Annotated in this window: 12 protein-coding genes and 1 pseudogene; 9 read left to right on the top strand and 4 right to left on the bottom strand. The window is 71.3% G+C overall.

Annotated elements, in window-relative coordinates:
- Positions 1-603 precede the first annotated feature (603 nt).
- Positions 604-3,202 (bottom strand): annotated as a pseudogene (locus G6N66_RS28855) (PE family protein); the annotation flags it as partial.
- A 389-nt stretch (positions 3,203-3,591) separates the two neighbouring features.
- Positions 3,592-4,545, bottom strand: a complete 954-nt coding sequence (gene dapD, locus G6N66_RS20045; protein WP_139825442.1) for a 2,3,4,5-tetrahydropyridine-2,6-dicarboxylate N-succinyltransferase — start codon at positions 4,543-4,545, stop codon at positions 3,592-3,594.
- Positions 4,546-4,581: 36 nt separating this feature from the next.
- Between dapD and dapE the strand changes: the two genes are divergently transcribed.
- The 5 genes from dapE (at position 4,582) to G6N66_RS20020 (ending at position 7,152) form a co-directional block, all read left to right on the top strand.
- Positions 4,582-5,646, top strand: a complete 1,065-nt coding sequence (gene dapE, locus G6N66_RS20040; RefSeq protein ID WP_085235347.1) for a succinyl-diaminopimelate desuccinylase — start codon at positions 4,582-4,584, stop codon at positions 5,644-5,646.
- A gap of 100 nt (positions 5,647-5,746) precedes the next feature.
- Positions 5,747-5,995, top strand: a complete 249-nt coding sequence (locus G6N66_RS20035; RefSeq protein ID WP_085235348.1) for a type II toxin-antitoxin system Phd/YefM family antitoxin — start codon at positions 5,747-5,749, stop codon at positions 5,993-5,995.
- Positions 5,995-6,393: a type II toxin-antitoxin system VapC family toxin gene (locus G6N66_RS20030; protein WP_169721542.1), complete on the top strand. Its 399-nt coding sequence runs from the start codon at positions 5,995-5,997 to the stop codon at positions 6,391-6,393. Before G6N66_RS20035 ends, G6N66_RS20030 begins: the two co-directional genes overlap by 1 nt.
- 154 nt (positions 6,394-6,547) lie before the next feature.
- The gene (locus G6N66_RS20025; protein ID WP_085235360.1) at positions 6,548-6,763 is read left to right on the top strand and encodes a type II toxin-antitoxin system Phd/YefM family antitoxin; all 216 of its coding nucleotides are present in this window, start codon (positions 6,548-6,550) and stop codon (positions 6,761-6,763) included.
- Complete coding sequence (locus G6N66_RS20020; protein ID WP_085235349.1) at positions 6,760-7,152, top strand: type II toxin-antitoxin system VapC family toxin; 393 nt, start codon at positions 6,760-6,762, stop codon at positions 7,150-7,152. Before G6N66_RS20025 ends, G6N66_RS20020 begins: the two co-directional genes overlap by 4 nt.
- Before the next feature lie 9 nt (positions 7,153-7,161).
- Here G6N66_RS20020 and G6N66_RS20015 read toward each other — a convergent pair whose 3' ends face one another.
- Both G6N66_RS20015 and G6N66_RS20010 read right to left on the bottom strand, forming a co-directional pair.
- Positions 7,162-8,661: a cellulase family glycosylhydrolase gene (locus G6N66_RS20015; protein ID WP_085235350.1), complete on the bottom strand. Its 1,500-nt coding sequence runs from the start codon at positions 8,659-8,661 to the stop codon at positions 7,162-7,164.
- 59 nt (positions 8,662-8,720) lie between these two features.
- On the bottom strand, positions 8,721-10,814 hold the full coding sequence (locus tag G6N66_RS20010) for an AAA family ATPase (RefSeq protein ID WP_085235351.1): 2,094 nt from the start codon (positions 10,812-10,814) through the stop codon (positions 8,721-8,723).
- 45 nt (positions 10,815-10,859) lie between these two features.
- On the opposite strand from G6N66_RS20010, the gene G6N66_RS20005 reads away from it, so the two are divergent.
- The 4 genes from G6N66_RS20005 to G6N66_RS19990 all read left to right on the top strand — a co-directional run bounded on the left by G6N66_RS20005 (position 10,860) and on the right by G6N66_RS19990 (position 15,105).
- On the top strand, positions 10,860-11,408 hold the full coding sequence (locus G6N66_RS20005) for a TIGR00730 family Rossman fold protein (protein WP_232079366.1): 549 nt from the start codon (positions 10,860-10,862) through the stop codon (positions 11,406-11,408).
- A gap of 22 nt (positions 11,409-11,430) precedes the next feature.
- A complete protein-coding gene (gene fadD6 / locus G6N66_RS20000; RefSeq protein ID WP_085235361.1) occupies positions 11,431-13,218 on the top strand; it encodes a long-chain-acyl-CoA synthetase FadD6 in 1,788 nt (595 codons plus the stop codon).
- A 145-nt stretch (positions 13,219-13,363) separates the two neighbouring features.
- Positions 13,364-14,188: a dihydropteroate synthase gene (gene folP, locus G6N66_RS19995; RefSeq protein WP_232079537.1), complete on the top strand. Its 825-nt coding sequence runs from the start codon at positions 13,364-13,366 to the stop codon at positions 14,186-14,188.
- Positions 14,185-15,105, top strand: a complete 921-nt coding sequence (locus G6N66_RS19990) for a glucosyl-3-phosphoglycerate synthase (RefSeq protein WP_085235354.1) — start codon at positions 14,185-14,187, stop codon at positions 15,103-15,105. The genes folP and G6N66_RS19990 overlap by 4 nt, the downstream gene beginning before the upstream one ends.
- Positions 15,106-15,107: the final 2 nt, after the last annotated feature.

Here is a 15,107-nt window from a genome sequence, read left to right as displayed (position 1 = left end):
GCACCGGCCGTCGATCCGCTGCCGCCGGTGCCGCCGCTGCCTGCGATTCCGGCGTTGCCGCCGTTGCCGCCGTGGCCGCCGTTGGGGTTGGCCGCGGTGCCGGCCGCGCCGTTGCCGCCGTTGCCGGCGACCGCGGCGTTGCCGCCCGCCCGCGCCGTGGTTCCCGCGACGCCGTTGTTGCCGCCCGACCCGCCGTTGCCGGTCCCGGCCGTTGCCGCCGTTGCCGCCGTTGCCGTTGTAATGCCGTCCGACGGCGCCCACCGTTGCCGCCGTTGGCGCCGGTACCGCCCTTGCCGCCGGCTCCGCCGTTGCCGGAGATTGCGCCACCTGCGCCGCCGTCCCCGCCGTTGCCGCCGCTCCGCCGGCCCCGCCGTTGCCGCCGCTGGCGCCCAGGGTGGCGCCGTTGGCGCCGGCCGCGCCGGCCCTGCCGTTGCCGCCGGCCCCGCCGGCGCCGCCGTTGCCGTATTGGCCGCCGTCGCCACCGGTGCCGCCGTCGCCGCCGTTGCCGCCGACGGTGGTGGCGGTGTAGCCGGCCCCGCCGTTGCCGCCGTTGCCGCCGCTGGTGATCGCCGCGCCGGCGTTGCCGTTGGTGCCGGCGGTCGAACCGGTGCCGCCGGCGCCGCCGGCGCCGGCCGTGCCGGGGTTACCGCCGGCGCCGCCCGCCCCGCCGTCCGGGTTGGCCGCGGTGCCGGCCGCGCCGGCCCCGCCGTTACCCGGCGTCCCCGCTCTACCACCGGCTCCGCCCGCCCCGCCGTTGCCGGTGGTGCCGGCGACGCCGTTGGTGACGGTTCCGCCGACCCCGCCGTTACCGCCGGTGCCGCCGGCCCCGCCATTGCCGCCGTTGCCGCCGTTGCCTCCAGCCCCGCTGTTGGTGGTGCCCACCCCGGGTGCCCCGACCAGGCCCGCCCGCCGTTACCGCCGGCGGCGCCGGTGCCACCCTTGCCGCCGGCTCCGCCGTTGCCGGAGATTGTGCCACCTGCGCCGCCGTCCCCGCCGTTGCCGCCGCTGCCTTGCCGCCGGTGCCGTTGCGCGCCGCCCTGCCGTTGCCGCCGGCGCCGTTGTTGTATTGGCCGCCGTCCCCGCCGGCGCCGCCGTTTCCGCCGTTGCCCCCGGCGGTGGTGGCGCTGTAGCCGGCCCCACCCTTGCCGCCGTTGCCGCCGGTCGTGACCGCCGCGCCAGCGCTGCCGTTGGCGCCCGCCGTCGAGCCGGTGCCGCCGGCGCCGCCGGCACCGGGCGTGCCGGGGTTGCCGCCGTTGCCCCCGGCCCCACCGTTGGGGTTGGCAGCAGTTCCGGCCGCGCCGGCCCCACCGTTATTGGGCGTCCCGGCTCTGCCGCCGACACCGCCTGCACCGCCGGCGCCGCTGGCGCCGGCATTGCCATTGCTGGCCGCCCCGCCGAGCCCGCCGTTGCCACCGGCGCCGCCGGCTCCGCCGTTACCGCCATTACCGCCGCTGCCGCCGGCACCGCTGTTGGTGCCGGCGACCCCGGCCGCGCCCGGTGCCCCGGTCCCGCCGGTGCCGCCGGCCGCACCGGCGCCGCCGTTGCCGCCGGCCCCGCCGTTGCCCGAGAGCGCGCCGCCTTGGCCGCCGGCCCCGCCGTTGCCGCCGGCCCCGCCTGCCTGACCATCGGCGCCGTTCACGGCCGCAGCGGTGCCGGTGGCGCCCACCGCGCCCAACCTGCCGGCGCCGCCCGTGCCGCCGGCGCCGCCGTTGCCGTACTCGCCCCCGTTGCCGCCGGCCCCGCCGTTGCCGCCGCTCGTACCGCCGGTAAGCGGGCTGTAGCCGGCCCCGCCCTTGCCGCCGTTGCCGCCGCTGGTGATCGCGATGCCGTGAGCGCCGGCGGCGCCCGCGGTGCCGCCGCTGGCCCCGGTGCCGGCCGCACCGCCCGCTCCGCCGATGCCCGCGGTGCCGGGGTCGCCGCCGTTGCCGCCGGCCCCACCGTTGGGTTGGCCCCGGCCGGTGCCGCCCCGGCACCGCTGCCGCCGTTGCCTGCCGTTTCCGCACCCTGGCCGCTGGTCCTGCCACCCGCCGCCGTTCCGTGCCTCCGCCGTTTGCTGGCCACCCCGGCCGCCGCCCTTTGCCGCCGCCGGCTGCCCTGCCGATCCCACCGTCGCCGCCGGCGCCACCGACCGCGCCGGCGGCCCCGGCGCCGGTGGCCGTCCTCCACGCCGCCGGCCTGCCGCCACCGCCCTGCCGCCGTGGCGCTGCTCACCAACGTTCCGCTGGCCCCCTGTCACCGCCGAACCTCGGCCCTGCCGGCCTGCTATTGCAGCCCCATTTCGCCGGCCGCGCCCAGGCCGCCGTTGCCGCCCACACCGCCGGCCCCGCCGCTGCCCGATTGGGTTCCGCCGTTGCCGCCGGCCCCGCCGAACCCACCGAATCCGCCGGCGCCGCCATTGCCGCCGCCCCACCTGCTCCGCCGGCTCCGCCCGCTCCACCGTTGCCGCCGTTGATCCAGACCCCCCTCCGACCCCGGCCCGGCCCGCCGGCCCACCTGGCCGCCCGGGCCCGTTAAGCAGGGTGGTGCCGTTCGCGTTCGCGCCGATCCCGCCCGCCCCGCCGTTACCACCGTTGCCGCCCAGGGAACCGGCGCCGCCGGCGCCGCCGGCGCCACCCGCGCCCAGCACGCCTTTGTAGCCGGCCACCCCAGCCACTCCCGCCGCGCCAGCCCCGCCGTTACCGCCATTGCCGCCCAACGCCCCGGCCGCCCCGCCGGCCCCACCCGCGCCGTCGTTGACGCCCGACACCCCGGCGGCCCCGTCCCCGCCGTTGCCGTACAAAAGCCCGCCCGCGGCACCCGCGGCCCCCGGCGACCGCGCATTGGCGCCGTTACCGATCAGCGGGCGGCCGATCACGTCCTTCACCGGCGAAAAGACCGCCAGCTCCTGGGCGCCGGACACCAGCGCCGAGAGCGGCGAAGCACCGGCCGCTTCCGCCTCGGCATACGCGCTGCCCGCGTTATTCAGCGCTTTCACAAACCCTGCATGAAACGTCCCCACCCGCGCACTGAGCGACTGAAACGCCTGACCGTGACCAGAAAACAGCGCCGCGATCGCCGTCGACACCTCGTCCTCAGCCGCGGGCACCAGCGCCGTTGTCGGGGCCGCAGCCAGGCCCTGAGCCGCGCTCAGCGACGAGCCGATACCCGCCACATCCGACGCTGCCGCAGCCAACAATTCTGGTACCGCGATGACATAGGACACTTTGTCCTCCTAATTGCGCCGATACGCGAAACTGGACGAGCGGCAGAGTAGGCGCGCTATTTGGATCTGTGTTGAATTTGGCAAAAATGTTCTTGTTGGGACACAAACGTTTCCGATGAGCCGCGTTGGAACTCATCAGGTGCGACATAGTGCCTCCACGCGGCGATCATCGGACTAGCCCAGTGCGTTGGCACGAGTAGTGCACTACTTCATCTTTTTGCGCTGGCGCGCGGTTTAAGCATTGACGGCGGGGCAATTTTTGCTGCCGGCCCCGACACGCGGCGTAGAGCCCTCGATTCGCGGCGACGGGCGATTTTCGATGGCACCAATTTTGAGCTGGAAGCAGTTGTGTGCATCAAAACGCACGAGCGCCCGGCGCTGAACTCCGGCTAGTTGGCGTGCAGGTCCTCGTTGAGCGCGATGCCCTGACCGTCGCGGGGGACCACCTCGACGGCGCCGGTCACCGAATTGCGCCGGAACAGTAGATTGTTGGCGCCGGAGAGTTCGCGGGCCCTGATCGAATTGCCTTCGGGCGTAAGCACTTTCGTGCCCGCCGTGACGTAAAGGCCGGCCTCGACGATGCAGTCGTCGCCCAGCGGGATGCCCAGCCCGGAGTTGGCGCCGAGCAGGCAGCGCTTCCCGATCGAAATCACTTGGGTGCCACCGCCGGACAGCGTGCCCATGATCGAGGCTCCGCCGCCGATGTCGGAGCCGTCGCCCACCACGACGCCCGCCGAGATGCGGCCCTCCACCATCGACGCGCCCAGGGTGCCGGCGTTGAAGTTGACGAATCCCTCGTGCATCACGGTGGTGCCGGGCGCCAGGTGCGCGCCCAGACGCACCCGGTCGGCGTCGGCGATGCGCACCCCGCTGGGCACGACGTAGTCGACCATCCGCGGGAACTTGTCGACGCCGTAGACGGTCACCGGGCCCTTGCGTTTCAGGCGTGCCCGGACGGCTTCGAAACCGTCGATCGCGCAGGGCCCGTGATTGGTCCACACCACATTGGTCAACACCCCGAACAAGCCGCCGGCGTTCAGCCCGTGCGGCGCCACCAGCCGGTGCGACAGCAGATGCAGGCGCAGGTAGGCGTCGTAGGCGTCGGCGGCCGCCTCGTCCAGCGAGCCGATCACGGTGCGCACGGCGATGGTCTCGGTGTTGCGGTCGTCGTCGCGGCCGACCAGCGCCGCCAGCTCGGCGGGCACGTCGGACTGTGCGAGTCGGGTGGTGGCGCTTTGGCTCGATTCCGTCAGTTCCGGTGCGGGAAACCAGGTGTCGAGGATCGATCCGTCGGAGGCCAGCGTCGCCAGCCCAGTTCCCGCAGCTCCAGTCACGGCGGTCAGGTTACTTGGGTCGACCGACAAACTAGGCTTGGGGGCGTGCTGGACCTACGTGGAGACCCGATCGCGCTGACCGCGGCGCTGGTCGACATCCCCAGCGAATCGCGCGCCGAGGCGTTGATCGCCGACGAGGTCGAGGCAGCGCTGCGCGCGCAGACGTCCGGCTACGAGATCATCCGCAACGGCGACGCGGTGCTGGCGCGCACATCGCTGGGGCGACCATCGCGGGTACTGCTGGCCGGGCATCTGGACACCGTGCCGGTGGCCGGGAATGTGCCCAGCTGTTTGGTGGGCGGCCAACTCTTTGGCTGCGGAACCGCGGACATGAAATCCGGGGACGCGGTCTTTTTGCATTTGGCGGCCACCGTGGCCGAGCCCGCGCACGATCTGACTTTGGTGTTCTACGACTGTGAGGAAATCGAAGCCGCCGCAAACGGTTTGGGCCGCATCGAGCGTGAGCTGCCGGAGTGGTTGCGCGCCGACGTGGCGATCCTGGGCGAGCCGACCGCGGGCTTTATCGAGGCGGGTTGTCAGGGCACGCTGCGGGTCGTGGTGAGCGCTCGTGGTGTTCGAGCTCATTCGGCCCGATCATGGTTGGGGGACAACGCAATTCACAAACTGGGTGCCGTGCTGGACCGGCTGGGGGCGTATCAGCCCAGGCGCGTCGAGATCGACGGGTGCGAGTACCGCGAGGGCTTGTCCGCGGTGCGGGTCGAGGGCGGCGTGGCGGGCAACGTGATTCCCGATGCGGCGTCGGTGACGGTCAACTTCCGGTTCGCCCCGGATCGCTCGGTGGACGCCGCGTTGCGGCATGTGCACGAGGTGCTCGACGGGCTGGACGTATCGATCGAGCTGACCGACTCCGCAGCCGGCGCGCTGCCGGGCTTATCTCAGCCCGCGGCAAAGGCTTTGGTCGAGGCCGCCGGGGGACAGGTGCGGGCCAAGTACGGCTGGACGGACGTGGCCCGGTTCGCCGCCCTGGGAATTCCGGCCGTGAATTTCGGGCCGGGCGACCCGAATTTGGCGCACACCCGCGACGAGCGGGTGGCGGTTAGTGCGATCACGGCGGCTGTGGAGATGCTGCGGCGGTACTTGAGCGGGTAGCCGGTGTGGATCGGCGTGTGCGGATGCCCCAAAAGCTGCCGTCGTAGAGCACCTTCCTCCTCCGTAGCGTTATGTAGCACTATTTGCTACACTTGCCCGGATGGCCCGGACGATCCCGCAGCGCGAATTGCGCAATGAGAACGCCAAGGTGATCGAGGCGGTCGCGGAGGGCGAGACCTTCGTGGTCACCCGTAACGGGGAACCCGTCGCCGAGCTTCGCCCGATCCGAGCCGGCCGTCGCACGTTCGTGAGCCGCGATGACGTCGCGGCGCTGGCGACGGCCGCGGTGCGCATCGACCATCGTCAATTCCGCGCCGACCTGGACCGGCTGATCGACCAGGGGCTCTAATGGTGTCGTCGGGTCTTCTCGACACCTCCGTCGTCGTCGACTGGCACGATCCGAGCGTGATCGGCGGCCTGCCCGACGAGCTGGCGGTATCGGCGATCACCGTCGCTGAATTGGCGGCCGGGCCGCTACTGGCCGCCGACCCGGTGGAAGCCGCCAAGCGGCAGGCTCGGCTGCAAGAGGTCGAATCGCTCCTCGAACCGCTGCCCTTCGATGGCGCCGCCGCACGCAGCTACGGGCTCGTCGTCGCCGCCGTGGTCCGCGAGGGACGTAAGCCGAGAAGCCGATTCGCCGACCTGCTGATAGCCGCGACCGCACACGCCAACCGGCTCGACCTTTACACCCGAAACGCCGAAGACTTCACCGGACTCGACGGCCTCGTCAGGGTGGTCGCTATCTGACTACGGGTGCGATGCAGGTCAGCCGTTGGTGCGTCTGTCGGTTGTGCCGGGACGCAATAGGCGTCGTGACCTAGCACGGTGCCGGCCCGACCCGCGGGTGGTTTCCCCGCGTTCAGGAAGGGCGCACCGCTATGCTGACCAGATGACCAGAATTATGACCGCCACCGAGGTTAAGGCGAAAATCCTTGCCTTGCTCGACGAAGTCGCCGAGGGTGAGGAGATCGAAATCACCAAGCACGGCCGCACCGTGGCCCGGCTTGTCTCGGCGCCTGGCGCCCGCGCCCTCAAGGGCCGGCTGGGCGGGGTCGCGATCACCGCCGTGGAGGAGGACAAGCTCTTTACCACCGGAGTGTCCTGGAATGCTTCATGACAACGGTGCTGCTGGACTCCCACGTCGTCCACTGGTGGTCAGCCGAGCCCGAGCGGCTGAGCAAGGCCGCGTGCCGGGCCGTCGAAGCAGCCGACGAGCTTGCGGTTGCGGGCATCACCTGGTTCGAACTGGCATGGCTTGCCGAACATGACCGCATTCGACTCGCGATCCCGGTTCGGTCCTGGCTGCAGCAGCTGGCTGAGGACGTTCGCACCGTTGGGATCACGCCTTCGGTGGCCGCTGCCGCGGTGTCGCTGCCGTCTACGTTCCCTGGCGATCCGGCCGACCGGTTGATCTATGCCACCGCCGTCGAACACGGGTGGCGCCTGGTGACCAAGGACCGACGGATGCGTAACCATAAGCACCCGCGCCCGGTCACCGTTTGGTAGCGCGCAGGATCAGGGCGTCACGACGACGTCGACGCTCGACGCGCCCGGGGCCGCCACCACTGTCAGCACGGGAGCGTTGGGCATCGAAACCGCCTGTCCGCCAGTAATAGTCACGTGATACCCGTTCGGATACTCCACGGGCGGCACCGAGATTAACGTCTGCGCGTCGGGACCAAAGACCCCCTGACCGTCGGCCCGAAGCGGCGAGTAGGACAGCCGGAAGGTGCCCGACCGGAACGACCACGACGTCGGGGTGCCCGCCACCACCTGCGGATAGGGCGCGGCCAGCACGGCCAGCTTAGGCTGATTGACGTTGGCGCCGACCGGCGGCAGCGCGGGGTTGAAGACCAGCGCCTGCTCGGTGGGCGACGAGCTGGTCTTGTCGTTGCCGGTGTACGCCCATTCCAGCCAGCCGACGCGGTCGGCGTCGGCGCGCTGCAAGACCCCGGCGAGATTTTGCAGGTTGTTGGTGGCGCCGAATTCCGTCAACAGCATCGGGATGCCGCGGGCGTTGGTGTAGCGGCGCGCGTTGTTGAACACCGCCTGGTCCTGCTGGCTACAGGTGACGTCGGTGCCCAGCTCGGTGTTGGCGGCGCAGTAGTCGTGGAAGGAGAACGCGGTGTTGGGGTCGCCGACGGTGCCGACGTCGGTGCGAATCACCTGACTGAACAACGTGTTTGGCTCGTAGTACACCATCGTGGTGGTGTCGGCGGTGCGAATCGCCGGCAGCACCCGGTTATAGAGCGTGCGCAACTTGGCGTCGTTTTGGATGCAGCCCAGCACCGGGTTCACGCACGGCGGCCACACCGGGCCCGGCCACGGCTCGTTCAAGATCTCGTAGCCGAAAACCCCGGGGTTGCGGCGGAAGTAGGTGGCGACGTGCGCCCACATCGCCGCGTAGTGGTCCTCCAGCCCGACCCCGTCCGGCGCGGGGGCGTTGCGCCAAAAGGCGCTCCAGGCAGCGTTTTCCGCGGGATTGGCGAAGTAGTTGCCCGGAAAGCCCAGCTGCGGGTTGGGCAGTCCCGCGTCCTTGACCGCCCACGACGGCGCGCCCTCGCCCTGGAAGATCTCGTTGTACAGGTCTTGATGCGAGTCGAGCAGGCTGATGATGCCGTGTGACTGCAGGATCTGCACGGTCTGCGCGACCGAGGCGAGATAGTTGTCGTCAAACTGGCCGGGCTGCGGCTCCACCCCCGCCCAGATGATGCCCACCCGCATCCCGTTAAACCCATTGGCGGCAAGGAAAGCCGCGTCGTCGTCACCGAATCCGTCGGCGGACGGGGTGTACGGCGGGACCTTGTACACCTGGTTGAGCCCGTGCAGCACCACCACGCGACCGGCGGCGTCGATCAGCCACCGCCCGGCATGGCCGAGCGGTGAGACCGCGGGCCCGGTGATCGGCGCCGCGTTCGGGAACGGCGCGGCGCGCGACGGGGCGTCGACCGTCAGCGCGGCGAGCAGCAGGCTGGCCGCGAGCAGAGCACCCGCGCGGGCACGACGAATACGCATCGTGCTGCAAACAGTGAGGGGTCATCGTCACCGCAGCGACACGACGGGGTCACGGTTGTCTATCGGTCGCGTCGTGCCTGTGCCGCGGCATCGGCCGCGGCCGCGTGCATCCCGGTCGCCGCGAAGTCCTCCGCCACCGCCGCCAGCGCGTCACGATCGCCGCCGGCCAGTGCGCGCGCATGCCTGACGACGAGGTTGCCCACGGCGCAGTCGATTTCGGCGGCCAACCTTGTCACCGCGTCCACCGCGCGGACGTCACCCAGGCGCACCGAGTCGTGATAGACCCGCAGCGCCACCGCCGACTGGCCGGCGCGCTCGGCCATCCGGGCGGCCTCGCGCGCCGCGCTGATCGCGCCGGTGGCGTCGCGCGCGGCCGCCCGGCACCAGGCGCGCGCCACACCGAGCTCCGGGATGAACAACGCCGACTTGGTCCCATGTCGGGTTTCGGCGCGCCGCAAGGCTTTTGCCGACCCGGGTATGTCGTTCTGCTGCGCCAGCGCGGAAGCGAGCAGCATCAGCGACAGCGGCCCCCACGAGTAGCCGGTGCGTTCCAACGCGGTGGCCGCGGGACCGAGAAGTGCTGTCGCATGGGCGAATTCGCCGCTGGCGAGCAGCACGTGGGCCAACAGCACCTCGCCAATGGCACGGCCCGGCTGCTGCAGCTCGGCGAAGTCGGTGAATTGCTGGGCGAGTTCGCGCGCCTCATCCAACCGGCCCGCCATCAGCAACGCGGTGACCTGGCTCAGCCCGATGGTGAAGCGCAGCACCCCGGGATGTTCGGCGGCCAGCGCGCGCTGCGCCAGCGGCTCGACGTCGCCGAGACGACCCTGCCGGGCCGCGCACAGCGCCGCCGCGCTGCCCGCCCAGGCCACCGCCTGGTCATCGGCCGACGGCGACGCCAGCACCCCATTGGCGATGTCGACGGCGCGCCCGACGTTGCCGGCGTTCATCGCGAAGGTCGCGCTCAGCGCGTCGAGGGTGACGCGCGGGCCCGCATCGGTGATCCGACCGCGAACGGTCCGCAGGAACGCCGTGGCCCGCTCCGGTTCGCCGAGCATGAAGAATTGGTTGGCCGCCCGCAGCAGCGTCCAGGCGATCAGATCCGGCTCGGTTGACGGCTCGGCGGAAGCCAGCAGCGCGTCGGCCTCGCGGCCGCGGCCCTGGAACGCCACCGACTGCGCCAGCGCCAGTCGCGCCGCCAACGAGCCGGCGCGCGCCAAAGCCGAGCGGGCCAACCGTTCGCCCAGCGCGAGGTCGCCCAACCGCAGCGCCTGCTGCGCGGCCTCGATCACCTCGGCCACCGGCTGCGGCGCGTCGCTGTCCACCGCCAGCGACGCCAGCCGCAGCCGGTCGCTGAGGTGCTCGGGCGGATGCTGCGCGCGCAGCGCGACCACGTCGGTGCGGCGCCGCCGGGCGCCGTCGTCGCCGAGGAAGGCCCGCGCCCGCTCGGCGAACAGCGGGTGCGCGGTGTACACGACGGGCGGGTCCCCGATGCTGCGGACCCGGGTCTCCGCCGCGCCCCATTCCACCGCCTCGTCCACCGCGCCGTCGCCGGCGAGAGTGGTGAGGTCGGCCAGCGACAGCGGCTCCTCGACGCACAGATAGTCCAGCACCGCCCGCGCCGGCGCGGGCAGCTCGGCGATGAACTCGTCGATGTCGGCCGGCCCCGATGACTCGCCCGCGACGTCGATGCGCTCCAACACGCCGTCGGTCCACAGCGCGGCGATGGCGTCCGGCGCCACCTCGGCGCGGGCCGTGACGATCATCCGGGCCGAACGGGCCAACGCCAGTTGGTAGACGAGCGTGGCCGACAGGATGTCCAGGTCGTGCGCGTCATCGACGATGAGCAGCAGATCACCGCCCAGCGACGCGCGCGCCGCCCGCAGCAACGCGGCCGGCTTGCCGAGCTCCGCGATCCCGATCAGATGACTGAACGCGCCGAACGGGACCACACGCTCGGTCGGGGTGCCGGTGACCCAGTGCACCGGCGTCGACGGGTGGGCGTCGACGAAGTGTTCGGCGGCCAGCCGGGCCAACGTGGATTTGCCGACGCCGTCTGGACCGAGGACGACCGCACCGGGCCCGGTGTCCAACGCGGCATCCAACTGCTCCAGGGCGGCCGCGTGCTGAGGGACGTCCCATCGAATCGGCACCGACGGATTTTACGGTGCGTGCCCGACGCCCGATAGCCTTTGGGCGTGCAGCGAGCGACGGACTGGGCAGTCTGTGTGTACTGCGCGTCCGGGCCGACGCACCCCGAATTGCTGGCCCTGGCCGCCGAACTCGGCGCGGCGATCGCCGACCGCGGCTGGACGCTGGTGTCGGGCGGGGGCAAGGTCTCGGCGATGGGTGCCGTCGCGTCGGCGGCGCGCGCCCGGGGCGGTCGCACCGTCGGCGTGATCCCGAAAACCCTGGTGCGCCCGGAGGTCGCCGACACCGATTCCGACGAGCTGATCGTCACCGATACCCTGCGTGAGCGGAAGCAAATCATGGAAGACCGCGCCGACGCGTTCATCGCGCTGCCCGGTGGTGTGGGCACACTCGACGAACTGCTGGAGGCATGGACCGAGGGGTATCTGGGTATGCACGGCAAACCCATCGTGATGCTTGATCCGTGGGGGCATTACGACGGCCTGCGGGCGTGGCTCTGTCGCCTGGTTGACTCCGAATACATCTCGCAGGCAGCGCTGGACCGGCTGCTGGTGGTGGATAGCGTCGGCGATGCGCTTGCGGCGTGCGCACCCTGACACGAGCGAAACGAGGGATCTCATGTCCGAGCACGACGGCGGCGCGCGCAAAGCTGTCAGCCTCAGCGAAATCGCCACCCGGGTGCCGGCCGTGCTGGCCGACCTCCCGGTGATCGCGCGCGGGGTGGTGACCGGGATGCTGCCCCAGCCGAACTCCAAGAGGTCGATCGGCACCGTGTTCCAAGACCGGGCCGCGCGCTACGGCGACCGGGTCTTCCTGCGATTCGGCGACCAGGAGCTGACCTACCGCGAGGCCAACGCGACCGCCAACCGGTATGCCGCCGTGCTCGCGTCGCGCGGTGTCGGCCAGGGTGACGTCGTCGCCATCATGCTGCGCAACTCGCCCAACGCCGTGCTGGCCATGCTCGCCACCGTCAAATGCGGCGCCGTCGCCGGCATGCTCAACTACCACCAGCGCGGCGACGTGCTCGCGCACAGCCTGGGCCTGCTGGACCCCAAGCTGCTGATCGCGGAGACCGACCTGATCAGCGCGGTCGCCGAATCCGGCGCCGCGCACACCTCCGACAACACCCTGACCATCGAGGACTTGGAGCGCTTCGCGGTGAGCGCGCCGGCCACCAACCCGGCGTCGGCCTCGGAGGTGCGCGCCAAGGACACCGCGTTCTACATCTTCACGTCGGGCACCACGGGCTATCCCAAGGCCAGCATCATGACGCACTATCGCTGGCTGAAGGCGCTGGGTGCGTTCGGCGGCCTGGGGCTGCGGCTGCGGCCGTCCGACACCCTGTACAGCTGCCTGCCGCTGTATCACAACAACGCGCTGACGGTCGCCGTGTCGTCGGTGATCACGTCCGGCGCGACGCTTGCGCTGGGCAAGTCGTTCTCGGCGTCGCGGTTCTGGGACGAGGTGATCGCCAACCGCGCCACGGCGTTCATCTATATCGGCGAGATCTGCCGATACCTGCTCAACCAGCCCGCCAAGCCGACCGACCGGGCGCACCAGGTGCGCCTGATCGCCGGCAACGGGCTGCGCCCGGAGATCTGGGAGGAATTCACCACCCGGTTCAACGTCGCCCGGGTGTGCGAGTTCTACGCCGCCAGCGAGGGCAACACCGCCTTCATCAACATCTTCAACGTGCCCCGCAGCACCGGCATCGCGCCGATGCCGCTGGCCTACGTGGAATACGACCCCGACACCGGCGCGCCGCGGCGCGACGAGAACGGACGGGTGCGCCGGGTGCCCCCCGGACAGCCGGGTCTGCTGATCAGCCCGGTCAACAGGTTTTCCCCGTTCGACGGCTACACCGACAAAGAGGCTTCCGAAAAGAAGTTGGTGCGCAACGCTTTTCGCGACGGCGACTGCTGGTTTAACACCGGCGACGTGATGAGTCCGCAGGGCAAGTTGCACGCCGCGTTCGTCGACCGGCTGGGCGACACCTTCCGCTGGAAGGGCGAGAACGTGGCCACCACGCAGGTCGAGGCCGCGGTGTCGTCGGACCCTTGCGTCGAGGAATGCACGGTCTACGGCGTCGAGGTGCCCGACACCGGCGGCCGGGCCGGGATGGCCGCGGTCAAGCTGCGCGACGGCACCGACTTCGACGGCAAGTCGTTGGCCGGCGCGGTCTACGACCAGTTGCCCGGGTACGCGTTGCCGTTGTTCGTGCGGGTCGCGGAGTCGCTGGAGCACACCTCGACGTTCAAGAGCCGCAAGGTGGAGCTGCGCGAGCAGGGCTACGGGTCTGGCGTCAAGGACCCGCTGTACGTGCTTTCGGGCCGGGACGAGGGGTATGTGCCATTCTACGACTCTTACCCGGAGGAAGTCGCGGCGGGTAAGCGCCCGGCGGGCTGACGGCGTCCGCTCCGCGAGCCGAACCTCACTGCGAAAATTCGGGTTCAATGTCGCAGTGCGGTTCGGCTCGCGGGCGGCCTGGCACCATAGACGCGTGCAGTCGACGCTTTGCGGTCGCCCGGTCGCCAGTGATCGCCCGCTGATCATGGCGATCATCAACCGCACCCCGGACTCGTTCTACGACCGGGGCGCGACGTTCAGCGACGACGCGGCCCGCGCCGCCGTCCACCAGGCGATCGCCGAGGGCGCCGACGTCATCGACGTCGGGGGCGTCAAGGCCGGCCCGGGCGAGACCGTCGACGCCGACACCGAGATCGCGCGGCTGGTGCCGTTCATCGAATGGCTGCGCGACGCCTACCCGAACCAGCTGATCAGCGCCGACACCTGGCGCTCCGAGGTGGCCAAGCTGGCCTGCGCGGCGGGCGCGGACCTGATCAACGACACCTGGGGCGGGATCGACCCCGCCCTGCCCGAGGTCGCCGCCGAGTTTGGCGCGGGCCTGGTGTGTTCGCACACCGGCGGCGCGCTGCCGCGCACACGTCCGTTCCGGGTGAGCTACGGTACGACTACCCGCGGTGTGGTCGACGACGTGATTCGCCAGGTCACCGCCGCCGCCGAGCGGGCGGTCGCGGCCGGAGTGGCCCGCGATCGGGTGCTGATCGACCCGGCCCACGATTTCGGCAAGAACACCTTCCACGGGCTGGTGCTGCTGCGCCACGTGGCCGATCTGGTCGAGACCGGGTGGCCCGTGCTCATGGCGTTGAGTAACAAGGACTTCGTCGGGGAGACTCTGGGCGTGGAATTGACCGAACGGCTCGAGGGCACACTGGCCGCCACCGCGCTGGCGGCGGCCGCCGGTGTGCGCATGTTTCGGGTGCACGAGGTCGCCGCCACGAGGCGCGTCCTGGAAATGGTGGCCTCGATCCAGGGCACGCGCCCGCCGGCGCGCACCGTGAGGGGATTGGCATGACAGCGTCGGACCTGGTCGCCGGTGACCTCACCAACCACAGGCTGCTGTGGAACCGCCCCAGCTGGACCATCGCCGAACTGGTGGCGGCCAAGGCCGGGCGGACCATCTCGGTGGTGCTGCCCGCCCTCGACGAGGAAGAGACCATCGAATCGGTGGTCGACAGCATCTCGCCGCTGACCGGCAGCCTGGTCGACGAGCTGATCGTGCTGGACTCGGGCTCCACCGACGAGACCGAGATCCGGGCCATCGCCGCCGGCGCCCGCGTCGTCAGCCGCGAGCAGGCGCTGCCGGAAATCCCGACCCGGCCCGGCAAGGGCGAGGCGCTGTGGCGCTCGCTGGCGGCCACCAGCGGCGACATCGTGGTGTTCGTCGACTCCGACCTGATCAACCCGCATCCGATGTTCGTGCCGTGGCTGGTCGGCCCGCTGCTCACCGGGGACGGCATCCACCTGGTCAAAAGCTTCTATCGACGGCCGCTCGACGCGGGGGCGACCGGCGGTGGGCGGGTCACCGAGCTGGTGGCGCGGCCCCTGTTGGCGGCGCTGCGGCCCGAGCTGGGCGGCGTGCTGCAGCCGCTGGGCGGCGAGTACGCGGCCACCCGCGAACTGCTGACGTCGCTGCCGTTCGCGCCGGGCTACGGGGTGGAGATCGGCCTGTTGGTCGACACCTTCGACCGGTTGGGCCTGGACGCGATCGCGCAGGTCAACCTGGGTGTGCGGGCGCACCGCAACCGGCCGCTGGCCGAGCTGGGCGTGATGAGCCGCCAGGTGATGGCGACCCTGTTATCGCGATGCGGCATCCCCGACTCGGGGATCGGGCTGACGCAATTCTTCCCCGACGGCGACGAGTTCACCGCGCGCACGTCGCCGGTGTCGCTGGTGGACCGGCCGCCGATGAACGGGTTGCGGCCCCGCTAGGG

Source organism: Mycobacterium conspicuum (assembly GCF_010730195.1).
Lineage (GTDB): Bacteria > Actinomycetota > Actinomycetes > Mycobacteriales > Mycobacteriaceae > Mycobacterium > Mycobacterium conspicuum.
Note: the sequence above shows the minus strand (reverse complement) of the source record. Positions and strands in the feature narration are given on the sequence as shown.